Consider the following 11725-nt stretch of genomic DNA (forward strand, 5'->3'; position numbering starts at 1 on the left):
GTAATAGATTTTTTTGTGTCTTTATTTATACATATATGGGGGTAAAAACATTACTAAATTATCCATACGTGATGACGTGACAGTTCCCGGCATAATTGACAAAGGTCTTGTGGTGCTGGTGGATGACTTTGGGCTGGTGGGAGTTGAGTCTGAAACGTTCATCAATAGCCATGATTGCCATGGTCGCGGAAAAGATGGGCATTGCCTTTATGTTCCGTTGGGGGCTGTGGTCCTGCTTTGAGATCACACATTAAAATCTGATCCCTTCATACTGTTCATTCAGAAACAGTTCATTATATGCTTTGAATTAATTTTTATCCAGAAGAGATTCAACCATCTTTTCCTGAAAGGAACTGTGAATAATTAATTGCTTTTTATTAAACCTCTGGCTATGCCAGAGCAACCCTAAAGGTTTGACAATTCCAGCGTGATTTAAAAATAGGCTTTATCAAGGGTAAAAGTGCAATACGAATACATAGAGAGTTGCTTCATACCAAACGGATGACAGGTATAAGCTTTTGGGCAAAAGGTTACTGTGTCGATACCGTAGGGATTGATGAAGGGCTTATCAAAAGTTATATCCGTGAGCAAGATAAAAATAGCTAAAAAATGAACTTTAACTAATAGCCCCCATCAGGGGCTTTCCTATCGCTAAGCCCCCTTCGAGGGGGCTTACTCATACTGCCTGCTATGCGGGTATAGAAGGTGATTGCATGTTCATTGTATCCCCCTTCAGCCAATTCCTTATGCACCATTCCCTGATATCCCGGTGAAGGGCTTACCATCTTCCAGGGTCCACCCCTGCATTAAGAAGAACATGGTCAAAAGGTATTTGGGGGAAGATTCCATGGATCTCTTGGTTTCCCCCACATTGACATGGAAACGGTATGTGTCTGTTGACATAATCAATCGCTCCTATGATGGATAAGTATTTATCCACAGCAATGTCATGACCACCCATCAAGGGAAAAAGCTCATTTTTCCAAAAAAGTTGCTGAAAAATTGGGGGGTTCTTGACCATTTTACAGCTTCATATACTTTACCACACCCTAACCGATTGATTGTTTATTTAATCAAAACAGCCTGTTGTGTTAATTGAACTGAATTTTGTAATCATAGATTTCCTCCATGAAAAAAACAGATATTTCCAATGCTTGCATCTTTGAATTTGATGCGTTATATATAACAAAATATATCGATATGGTCAAAGAATAAGTTCCAAGGGAGGCACGCTGTGAAAAAGTTCAATACACTTACCCACAAAGTCTATTGGTGGTTGAATCGGCTTATTCTCGATTCAGAAATTGTGCCCGGTCAGCGGCTGGTCTTCGCGGATATTGCCAGGCGACTCAACGTCAGCCGGACGCCGGTCAACAATGCATTGGCTATCTTGGCCCAGGAAGGGTATCTTGATTTTGTGCCCAACCAGGGATATGCGGTGCACCGGCTCAACCGGCAGGAAAAGCAGGATCTGTATGAAATCCGCGAGGCCATTGAGGTCGGTTTCATCGGCCAATCAATTCGTAAGATGACGGATACTATGCTGAAAAATCTTACTCAAAGAATGATCAAGCTGGAGAATTTAATTTCAGGAAATTTCAACCGCAAGGTATTCCTTTTAGATATGGAATTGCATGAGGCATTTCTGAACATGGCTGGCAATTTTAATCTTTCTTCACACTACCGGGAGATCTGTCAAAAAATTTACATCGGTTTCAGGCCAGACGATCTATCCGCCACACGGATTTTTGATCTTCAAAAGGAACATGAGGACCTGCTTGAAGCCGTGGAGCTGAAAGATACTGACAGGGCAAAAAAGATCCTCCATGAACACCGGATCATTCTCGAAAATCTTGAGCGTCCGGTAATACCGGCACCCGTATTCAGGAACCAGCCTTGCAGGGTCTCCCCCGGTGCTGAAACGGCGATTTCTCATCAAAAAATATATGGATCTTGAATAACAGAACTTTATTGATTATATATCGGAATATGAAAACTCATCATAAAAGAAAAATTCGTCCGAATGCGCCCTCGGGCTTATGTTGCCGTGGCCGAATATGGATTGAGAAGGATGGAGAAACATTTCTGGGCACAGGCAGAATCGTTCTATTGAGCAGAATAAAGGAGTTGGGTTCAATCTCAAAAGCCGCGAAATCCATGCAGATGTCTTATAAACGAGCATGGGATCTTGTCGATGCGATGAACCGTCATGCCGGGCAACCTCTGGTGATCACCAGTAAAGGCGGCAAAGGCGGCGGGGGTGCCGCATTGACCCAAAGGGGAGAAGAGATCGTCAGGGAATTCAACGAACTTCTTGGCAAGCTTCACCAGTTCCTTGAGGAAAAAACAAACACGTTACGGTAATAAGCTTTTTGGGGTTGATCATAAAATTACGGTGGTCCCCAAAAAGCGAACAATATGCTAAGCTCTGAATCAACAAAATGAGAGAAGCACTAAATGAGCAAGAAAAGGACGCAATACAGCCCGGAATTTAAGGCTAAAGTAGCACTAAATGATCAGACAGTGGCAGAGTTAACAGCCCGGTTTGAAGTCCACCCAACTATGATAAACAACTGAAAACATGGTCTGGTAAAAGAAGCCGCCGATGTCTTTGATAAAGGTCCCAAAAAGCAAAAACAGGTGAAAGCAAAATTAGATGATCTTTACCACCACATAGGCAAGTTAAAGGTGGAACGCGATTTTTTGTCGGAAAAGCTCAGTCTTTAAGCAGTACTCAAAGAAAAGAGATGATAGCCCCCCAACATCCCAATGGATTTAGCAGCATAGTGGTTGAGATTAATGTATAACTGCTGGAACTTTTTTTTACACGCCTTGCAGGCGTGTAAAAAAAAGATTCCACCCACAACTGCTTTTTCATTTTTTTTAAAAAATAAATTAAAATCTTCAGAGCTTATCCAAGCAAAATGGCTGTTCACACATTGGGGTCCACCGTAAGGGAGCAGGACAAAATCCTCATGAGACTTGCCCGTTCCGGCATTCAGGGAGACAAAGGTCCTCTCATGAACCCGGAAAAAGAGGATTCCTAATGGCTGAACCAGCCCGGAGCGTCCAAGGCAAAACTTGCCAACGAGAAACCCCAGGGCGAAACCGTTAATTATGACAAGCTCATTGAAGCCTGGCGGACGGGCAAGGTAAAATAAACCCTTTCAGGTTATCGATCAAATAAAGTTAAAATTGAGGAATTGTATGTGTAAGCGGCATACAATCCCTTTTTATTTAGGCGCAATGGTACAGTTCTTTTTATCCTGAGGATGTACGGGGGAAATTCACAATCTTAGCTCATGTCCACATTGATAGACTCATTCTCCGCACAATAAAACAAACCGGGTCTCACCCCAAGGTTGGCTGATCTTGCGCCCAAGCTCACCATTTAACCCCCTCACACCAATTTTATCTTACCGCCCTTACCACCAACAATGGCCGTCAAATCCTCAACAATATCCTTCATTCGCCCCGACTGAACATTCATCTCTTTGGATGCCATTGAAGATTTCTCCGCCCCGGCAGAATTCTGCTGAATCACCTTATCCATCTGTGCAACGGCCTTGTTGATCTGCTCAATACCCTGGGCCTGTTCCCCGGAAGCCGTGGTGATTTCACCCACCAGTTCTCTGATTTTAGTTGAAGATTCAGACATTTGCAGAAACGCGTCATTGGTTCTTGTCACAACATCCGCACCATCGGAAACTTTTTGCACCGTCCCCTTAATCAGCTCTGCTGTATTTCTGGCAGCCTCTGCTGTACGCATGGCAAGATTCCTGACCTCCTCTGCAACCACGGAAAAACTGGCACCGGCCTCACCAGCTCTGGCAGCTTCAACCGCCGCATTCAAGGCAAGCAGATTGGTCTGGAATGCAATTTCATCAATGGTTTTAATAATCCTTGAGGTTTCCTGACTTGCCGTTGAGATATCGGCCATGGACGTCGTCAATTGATTCATGGACACCGTGAGTGCCTCAACGATCTCCGAGGATGCCTGTACAAGAACATTGGTTTCCCCGGCATTCTGGGCATTCCGAGCCGTCATGGCAGCCATTTCTTCAAGGGATGAAGAAGATTCTTCTATGGATGCAGCCAGATCTGAAACCCCGGAAGAAAGAGAACGACTGGCGGCAAACACATCACTGGAGGAAGATGCCACCTGATCGGCCGCATCATTGGCCCGGACAATCACTCGACTGATGGGCTTTGACAACGAATTTGAAAATAATACCGCAAGGGGAATAATCAACACCATACAGCCCAGAGATACCAGCAACAGCATGGTTATCGTCTCAACGGTATGGGAGCGGGATACTGCCTTGGAATACAGTGCAACCACAGCCCCCAGATAGCCCGTATCGGCATGGATCGGTAAAAGAGCCTGAAAATATTCAATCCCGGACACGGTAACTTCATCAAAGGAAACCGCTTCCATGGCAAGATGGTAATCCCGACCTTTCTCAACAATTCCAGCCTCTCGTATATCCATTTGTGCGTACTCATCGAGGTCGCCTGCCGCAAGAGTGTTACCCATGAAAATATTTACCCTGGCACCAGTAAGTATCGATAATCGTTTTACAATGTCCTTATCCAGGCGCTGGATTCCCATGGCAGTTCCCACCTTTACGGAAACCACCTCCCCTTTATCTCGATCATACTGAGACCCCATAATGGGTATATAGGAGGCAAGACACATGTATTCCCCCACTTTTTCAAACCGAAAGAATTCATGTTCCGGCAACACAAGATCCAAATGCATGGCCACATTGGAACAAGCATCAAGCTTAACCCAGTCTTCCTTTTTTGAGTCATCATCTTGTTTACGGTTAACTGCCTGTACAAAAGGCTGGGGATAACCGGTGGCATACCCGTACATGTATTTATCATCGGTTAACACCGAAAAAGAAATCAGATCCCCTTCATTGTCGTAGACGGCCATCTTCCATGCTTTGGAGGCCTGTATGATAGTATAGAGTATATTGGTGATTTTGCGCAAAGGATAAACGGAAATCGTTTCATCCCCCCCCTGTTTATACTGCCCGACAAACTTAATGGTGGAGCCCATATCATTGGCTCCGGCAAGTTGCTGGGTCCCAGACACAAGCTTGTCTTGTCTCTGGGATATATCATCCAGAATCACCTTAAATGTATTTTTCAGAATCTGATGGGAAGCTTCCACACTCTGGGTATTAATGATGTATGAAACCACCGTGGTCAATGCCAGAACCATAAAAACAATAATAGTGACCGCACCAAGGATAAGCTTGTTTCGCAAATTCATCTTGTCCGTTCCTTATTTAATTGAAAATTTTTAGATTCTTATCTCTGATTTTCGTGTTATTTTGGCAAAAAAATCAGAAAACACTTTTGTGTTCTGGATCGTCCAAGTCAAGAAGTCAAATTTTATTGATTTACCATTTGTCAAGCCCAAGTCGGTGTATCCCATAAATGTCACCCAGGATAAACGGCAAATCCAAATCGGCTGATCTCCTTAAGTTTTCATATCAGGTGACATTGTCCGGCCCCATGCCCAGATGCCAGGAACCCGCCTCTTCTTGCATAATTCGGTCCATGATATGAATTTTAGTATCTTTGAGTTCTTTGCAGATGGCTTGTCTGGCAGCCATGGCATCTTTTTTCTTGAAGGCTTTTATCAGGGGTTCATGGATATCAGCCAGGTTTTTACCCGCCCGCCGGATCACCATAAAACGGGCCATGCGATCCAGAAGATGCCCCAGTTGAGAAGCAAGCTCCTGATTCCCCGATGACTGGGCAACAATATAATGAAATTGACGGTTTTCGTCCGTATAACGGGTATAGGAAAACTCATCATCCCCGGTATAACCAGCATGTATGTTCTCAAGCTGCTCAAGTTGCTCTGGTGTAATGTTTTCCAGGGCACGTTCAACGGCAGCTGTTTCCAAAATTTCCCGCAGATCCAGCATATCATGAAGATTCTTAAGCGTAATATGGGCCACATAATAACCGGAACGCGGTTTAATGGTGACCAGCGTTTCCTGATTTAACATCTGAAGGGCGTCCCGAACCGGTGTGACGCTTGTACCATAGGCCGTTTTCAAGGCTTCAATGGATAGACGTTCCCCTGGCTTTTTCCGTCCTGTAATAATCTCACTTCGCAGTCTGTTGTAAATGACGGTTTTGGCCGTAGCATCCTTTTGCCCTCTGGACATTTTTCCCCCATTGTTAATTCTCATACGCTCGGTTTTTCTCCATGTATCCTTTTATTTCTAGCATTGCCGAAAAATGATATCAACAATATATTAACATGAGCCACTCCTGGGATGACATCAACCCTACGTCAAAGGCATTATGATCCCTCCATGCATCTATTTTATAAATTATAGAATTGACATTTAAAAGTTGAAAATATAAATACATTATATCTATTCTTTAAACTGATACATCAAAGGGGTTAAAAATGATTTCAACACGTGATTTAAGCATGGAAAGTGGGCACTACGCACGTATGGGCGAGCAAGAATGCCAAAAAATTCACATGGCCACACTGGAGATTCTGGAACGCACCGGCGTGGATGTCCACGATGAAAAAGCAAGACTAATTCTGGAACGGGGCGGGGCAGATGTGGAAGGCCTTCGGGTGCGTCTGCCGGAATATATGGTCACCCGGGCGCTGGCAACGGTGCCCCAGCGCATAACCCTCTACGACCGAAACAAAAAACCAGCCATCCGGGCATGGGGCCACAACACCTATTATGGGGGGGGATCAGACTGCCTGAATATTCTGGATCACCGCACCGGAGAAAGAAGACGTCCTGTCCTTTCCGATGTGGTGGAAGCTGCCAAGGTAATGGATTCACTCCCGGAAATAGATTTTGTGATGTCCCTGATTCTGCCCGTGGATGTGGATCAGAGAATCTATGACCGTTATCAAATGGAGGTGATGCTCAACCACACCACAAAGCCCATTGTCTTTGTGGCCCCTGATTTTGAAGGCTGCAAGGCCGCTGTTGAGATGTGCGAAGCCATTGCCGGTGGAGAAAAAGCCTTTAGACGATACCCCTTTGCCACCTGCTACATCAACGTCACCTCAGGTCTGGTGGCCAATGACGAGGCCCTTCAGAAATGCATGTATCTGGCAGAAAAAGGCCTGCCCCAATTGTGGATCCCCCTCAACGCTGGCGGAGTGAACTCTCCTGCCACCACCGCCGGGTGCATGGCTTCCATGAACGCAGGCATACTTCTGGGTATTGTACTCTCCCAGCTGGTAAAACCCGGTGCGCCCGTTGCCGTTCCCGGCTGGAATGGTGGTCCCTACAACCTTCAGACCATGGTGGGGAATTATGTCCTTGCCGATGAACAGGGAGTTCCCACTTCCATGGGTAAGTATTACAACCTGCCGGTATTCGGGCTGGGGGGCTCCACGGATTCCAAGGTTCTGGATCAGCAGTGTGGTATTGAGATGACTTTAAGCCTTATGACGGCACTTATGCATGGTGCCAACATCGTCCACGACGTGGGATTCATGGATTCCGGGCTCCAGGGGTCCCTGCAGCTCCAGGTCATGGCCAATGAAACCATCGGATTTATACGGGCCGCCACAAGGGGTGTACCCGTAAACGACGACACCCTGGCGCTGGATGTCATTGATGAGCAGGGTCCCACTGGCCAGTACCTGCAGCATCCCCATACCATGAAACATTTCAAGACACCTTTTTACTCAAAACTGTTTGACAAAGGCACCTATTCCCAGTGGGAAAAAAAGGGAAAGATGACCATGGAAGAGCATGCAGCCAAAGTGGTTGACCAACTCATTGAAAATCATACCATTACCCCCCTGCCGGAAGAGGTGCAACTTAAAATTAAAGCCATCGTTGAAAGAGAACAGGCATGGATTGACGGCAGAGAAGCATAATATGTATATTTTATCCAGCATTAAACCGCCAATTGTGATGACTCAACCCAGAATGAAAGGGTTTTCTGATTCTCTTGCCAAACTCAAACTTACAAACAATCAGAGATAAAAATCGGCAACCTTCATATGTTTCCAACAGCACTTTACACTTTTTTAAATACGACCACTGAAGAATGGGCATTCACCTCATGAAAGTATAAAGCAGGAATCAGTGATGCCTAAAAATCGAAAGGCCCAATAAGGTTTTAATATGAACGATGACAAACATTTTTTCCTGAGAGATGCCTGGAAATACAACCCGGATGCCCCCCGTAAGGTTCGGGCGGACAACGCCACCGGCTTTGAAACAAAAACCCTGCACACGGGATTTCATCCCCTGAACAGCAAGGCTGACTTTTCCTCCTTCACCCCTCCCATGGTTCAATCGGTAACCTTTCCCTACGATACCTTTGAGCAGGTACCCTGCCCGGTGTACGGCAGGACTCAGACCCCCACCAACCGAGTTCTGGAACAGCGACTGGCTGCCATTGAAGGGGGAGAGGCCTGCTTAACCGCTGGTTCCGGCTCCCAGGCATTGTTCAACCTGATATTCACCATTGCCCGTCCCGGCGACAACGTGGTCACTTCCCTGAATATTTTTGGCGAAGGTTACAAGCAGGCCGTGGACATCTTTCCCAAACGCTGCAACATTAATTTCAAGTTTGTGAAGAATCCCGCAGACCCCGCATCCTGGGACGCACAAATAGATGATAAAACCAAACTGGTGTGGGTCGAAACCCCCAGTAACCCCACCCTTTTCATCACGGATTTAAAGGCTGTCACCGATGTAGCCCATGCAAGGAAGGTACCCGTATGCGTGGACAACACCACCTGCACGGCCGCCCTGCAGCGACCCATGGATTTCGGGGTGGATATTGTGGTGCTTTCCATTTCAAAATTCATCTCCGGGAATGGCTCCGTCCTGGGCGGTGCCGTGGTGGGCCCCGAAAAACTCATTGAAGATATCCGTTGGAACACCACGGAATTTATTGGCTCCATCATGCAGCCTACAGAAGCCTGGATGACCCTTCAGTACATGGAAACCCTGGGCATGAGAATGGAAAAACACAGCAGCAACTCCCAAAAAGTGGCAGCATTTCTGGAAGCCCATCCCCATGTCACCCATGTGAACTATTCAGGTCTTAAAAGCCATCCCCAGCATGACCTTGCCAGTCGTCAAATGAAAGCCCATGGTGGCCTGATGTCCTTTGTTGTCAAAAACGGCATGGAGGGCGCAGCCAAGGTGATGAACAACCTTAAATTGGTGGTTCATGCCGTCACCTTCGGCACCAGTCGTACCATCTGCATGCATCCCCCCACCATCACCCATGAGCACATGACCAGAGAAGAACGACAGAGCGTGGGTATTGACGACGGGCTCATACGCCTTTCCGTGGGCATTGAGACCCCGGAAGATATCATTGGCGATCTCAATCAGGCATTGAATGTGCTGTAATTTAAGGCATTCTTCATATCAGCCCCCAAATACCTTACGCCTTTGGGACAATACTTTCCGAGAAATGAACTTATTGCTCCGAGAGTAGTAAACTGGTAAATGAAGGATGCACCATTGAATTATCCATTTTTTATGGTTTCCTCCGGAAATAAAACCGTGTAAGGTACATAATAACTTTTTCCGGAGGCACTTTAAATGAGCAAAACCTGGCAGTTCAACCGCATGGAAATTGCAGGTTCCCTGGGAGACCTGGGAACCCTTTTACCCATTTCCCTTGGAATGATACTGGCCAATGGATTAAATCCAACCGGCACATTTTTGACCATTGGCCTTTTTTTTATTTTTTCGGGGATTTATTACAAGGTAACAGTGCCGGTTCAGCCCATGAAAGTCATAGGGGCCTATGCCATTGCCACGGGTATGAGCGCCAGTCAAGTTTCAGCATCGGGTTTTCTGGTGGGATGTTTTCTGCTTGTCATTGGTGGAACCGGCACCATAACCCTCATAGGAAAGTACATTACAAAACCTGTGGTTCGAGGGGTTCAACTTTCCACGGGTGTTCTGCTCATGGCAGAGGGTATCCGGTTCATGCTGGGAACTTCAAAGTTCCAGCTGATCAGAGGCAGCGCTGAGCCCTGGCTGTCTTTCCAGCACATGGGACCGGTGCCCATGGGCATAGTCCTTGGTATTGCCGGGGGCATTGCCACCCTGCTGTTTCTGGAAAACAAAAAATCCCCAGCCGGGCTGCTGGTGATCATGGGGGGGCTCATGGTAGGGCTGATGCTTGGCAACATGGATATTTTCAGCTCACTTTCCCCGGGACTTTACCTGCCTGAATTTCTGCCTTCAGGTCTTCCTTCCCAGGCAGACTTCACCTTTGCCCTTATGGCCCTGGTGCTGCCCCAGATTCCCATGACCCTTGGAAATGCTGTCATTGCGTACTCAGATCTTTCCATGGATTATTTTGGCAAAGACGCTGAAAAAGTCACCTATAAAGCCGCATGTATATCCATGGCCCTTGCCAATTTTGCTTCGTTTTTCATGGGAGGGATCCCTCTTTGCCACGGCGCCGGGGGCCTTGCCGCCCATTACCGTTTTGGTGCAAGAAGTGCCGGATCGAATCTGATCATCGGTGGTTTGTTTGTGTTCATGACCCTTTTGCTGGGTCCTGGAATCATCTCCCTTCTCCATCTCATTCCCATGGCCATTCTCGGCGTACTGCTGCTGTTTGCGGGAAGTCAACTGGCCTTGACCATCATGGACCTAAAGGAAAGAAAAGAACTCTTTGCGGCAATTATGATTCTGGGCATTACCCTTGCTTCCAATCTAGCTGCTGGTTTCATGGTGGGAATTGCGGTGAATTACATCCTGAAATCCGAAAAAATGGCAATATAGATTGAGAGCTTTGAAAAGTGCGCATCTTTAGAATTCTATATCAATAAAAAAAAGCTCCTTACAAGGCTTAGTTCTGGGCAAACCAAGGGTAAGCAAAGCTCTCAGACTAAACATCAAGGAGGATAAATCAGACAAATGCCACATTCTGAAAAAAACTTACTGCAGGAACAAACCATCGCTAACAGTATGGCACTTGACTCAATGCTGTCAAAGATTTCAATTCCTCCCATCCCCGCCAACAGGTTACAGGTTCTGGAAATAGTCCGGCAACCCAATGACAAAATAAACATTGACGTATTAACCAGACTTTTGTCAGTTGATCCGGGACTTTTCGCCATGATGCTGCAGGTAGCCAATTCCTCCTACTACAGGGGGATAGAAAAAATCAACAGTCTAAGGGGTGCCATCACCCGCATTGGCCTTTCGGACACAGTCAACTCAATTTCTTTTTTCTGCGTTAAAAATGCCCTGCCCCCACTTCCACCACTTAAAATTTTTTCCCATGAAGACTACTGGGCCTTTTCCTGGACATCTGCCATGGCTGCAAGGCGACTAGGTCATCCGAACCTGGGAATGAATTTGATTCCAGGAGAACTTTATATGGGCGGTCTGCTTCATGGCATCGGCAAGCTTATGATGGCCATCCATTACCCTGAAAAACTTGAAAAATGCTTTGTAAAAGCAAACAGGACAAAACAGCCACTTTACAAGGTAGAGCAGGAAGTCTTTGGAACAATCGATGGCTTTCTGGCAGCTAAAATCCTGAATTCATGGAATCTCCCGGATAATATCTGTATGGGAGTTGCCTATTACCAAATCCCGGAAGCAGCACCTGCTCAATACAGAGAAATGGCAGGATGTGTTTCGTTAAAATTAAAAGCTACGCACACGGCATGAGAAATGAGAACTTAGGACCCATAAGCACAGGAGGTGAAGTA

The 11725-nt window shown here is 46.3% G+C and carries 10 protein-coding genes; 7 read left to right on the plus strand and 3 right to left on the minus strand.

Going from position 1 to position 11725, the window contains the following annotated elements:
• The first annotated feature begins 447 nt into the window (after nucleotides 1–447).
• Nucleotides 448–606: a transposase gene (locus tag ACYQ2M_RS02910; protein ID WP_459914925.1), complete on the plus strand. Its 159-nt coding sequence runs from the start codon at nucleotides 448–450 to the stop codon at nucleotides 604–606.
• 138 nt (nucleotides 607–744) lie between these two features.
• On the opposite strand, the gene ACYQ2M_RS02915 is transcribed toward ACYQ2M_RS02910, so the two are convergent.
• Nucleotides 745–903: a hypothetical protein gene (locus ACYQ2M_RS02915; protein WP_459914813.1), complete on the minus strand. Its 159-nt coding sequence runs from the start codon at nucleotides 901–903 to the stop codon at nucleotides 745–747.
• Between the two features lie 331 nt (nucleotides 904–1234).
• Here ACYQ2M_RS02915 and ACYQ2M_RS02920 point away from each other — a divergent pair, with 331 nt between their 5' ends.
• Together ACYQ2M_RS02920 and ACYQ2M_RS02925 are read left to right on the plus strand one after the other, a co-directional pair.
• Nucleotides 1235–1957 (plus strand): GntR family transcriptional regulator, encoded by a 723-nt coding sequence (locus tag ACYQ2M_RS02920; protein WP_459914814.1) that lies wholly within the window; start codon nucleotides 1235–1237, stop codon nucleotides 1955–1957.
• 32 nt (nucleotides 1958–1989) lie between these two features.
• Complete coding sequence (locus ACYQ2M_RS02925) at nucleotides 1990–2364, plus strand: winged helix-turn-helix domain-containing protein (protein WP_459914815.1); 375 nt, start codon at nucleotides 1990–1992, stop codon at nucleotides 2362–2364.
• A 1036-nt stretch (nucleotides 2365–3400) separates the two neighbouring features.
• Here the strand turns inward: ACYQ2M_RS02925 and ACYQ2M_RS02930 are convergent.
• Together ACYQ2M_RS02930 and ACYQ2M_RS02935 are read right to left on the minus strand one after the other, a co-directional pair.
• Nucleotides 3401–5284 (minus strand): methyl-accepting chemotaxis protein, encoded by a 1884-nt coding sequence (locus ACYQ2M_RS02930; RefSeq protein WP_459914816.1) that lies wholly within the window; start codon nucleotides 5282–5284, stop codon nucleotides 3401–3403.
• A 223-nt stretch (nucleotides 5285–5507) separates the two neighbouring features.
• On the minus strand, nucleotides 5508–6218 hold the full coding sequence (locus tag ACYQ2M_RS02935) for a GntR family transcriptional regulator (protein ID WP_459914817.1): 711 nt from the start codon (nucleotides 6216–6218) through the stop codon (nucleotides 5508–5510).
• A gap of 224 nt (nucleotides 6219–6442) precedes the next feature.
• On the opposite strand from ACYQ2M_RS02935, the gene ACYQ2M_RS02940 reads away from it, so the two are divergent.
• The 4 genes from ACYQ2M_RS02940 to ACYQ2M_RS02955 all read left to right on the plus strand — a co-directional run bounded on the left by ACYQ2M_RS02940 (nucleotide 6443) and on the right by ACYQ2M_RS02955 (nucleotide 11684).
• On the plus strand, nucleotides 6443–7897 hold the full coding sequence (locus tag ACYQ2M_RS02940) for a trimethylamine methyltransferase family protein (protein ID WP_459914818.1): 1455 nt from the start codon (nucleotides 6443–6445) through the stop codon (nucleotides 7895–7897).
• A 250-nt stretch (nucleotides 7898–8147) separates the two neighbouring features.
• Entirely contained in the window at nucleotides 8148–9392 is a 1245-nt protein-coding gene (locus ACYQ2M_RS02945) for a trans-sulfuration enzyme family protein (RefSeq protein ID WP_459914819.1), read from the plus strand.
• Nucleotides 9393–9587: 195 nt separating this feature from the next.
• Nucleotides 9588–10787, plus strand: a complete 1200-nt coding sequence (locus tag ACYQ2M_RS02950) for a putative sulfate/molybdate transporter (protein WP_459914820.1) — start codon at nucleotides 9588–9590, stop codon at nucleotides 10785–10787.
• A gap of 135 nt (nucleotides 10788–10922) precedes the next feature.
• The gene (locus ACYQ2M_RS02955) at nucleotides 10923–11684 is read left to right on the plus strand and encodes an HDOD domain-containing protein (RefSeq protein ID WP_459914821.1); all 762 of its coding nucleotides are present in this window, start codon (nucleotides 10923–10925) and stop codon (nucleotides 11682–11684) included.
• The last annotated feature ends 41 nt before the right edge of the window (nucleotides 11685–11725 follow it).

It is taken from the genome of Desulfocicer niacini, from assembly GCF_054657595.1.

Bases quoted from the DNA above. Each gene is read 5' to 3' on its own strand.
- ACYQ2M_RS02915 (WP_459914813.1), bottom strand. From the start codon at position 903: ATGTCAACAGACACATACCGTTTCCATGTCAATGTGGGGGAAACCAAG.
- ACYQ2M_RS02925 (WP_459914815.1), top strand. From the start codon at position 1,990: ATGAAAACTCATCATAAAAGAAAAATTCGTCCGAATGCGCCCTCGGGC.
- ACYQ2M_RS02930 (WP_459914816.1), bottom strand. From the start codon at position 5,284: ATGAATTTGCGAAACAAGCTTATCCTTGGTGCGGTCACTATTATTGTT.
- ACYQ2M_RS02935 (WP_459914817.1), bottom strand. From the start codon at position 6,218: ATGAGAATTAACAATGGGGGAAAAATGTCCAGAGGGCAAAAGGATGCT.
- ACYQ2M_RS02940 (WP_459914818.1), top strand. From the start codon at position 6,443: ATGATTTCAACACGTGATTTAAGCATGGAAAGTGGGCACTACGCACGT.
- ACYQ2M_RS02945 (WP_459914819.1), top strand. From the start codon at position 8,148: ATGAACGATGACAAACATTTTTTCCTGAGAGATGCCTGGAAATACAAC.
- ACYQ2M_RS02950 (WP_459914820.1), top strand. From the start codon at position 9,588: ATGAGCAAAACCTGGCAGTTCAACCGCATGGAAATTGCAGGTTCCCTG.
- ACYQ2M_RS02955 (WP_459914821.1), top strand. From the start codon at position 10,923: ATGCCACATTCTGAAAAAAACTTACTGCAGGAACAAACCATCGCTAAC.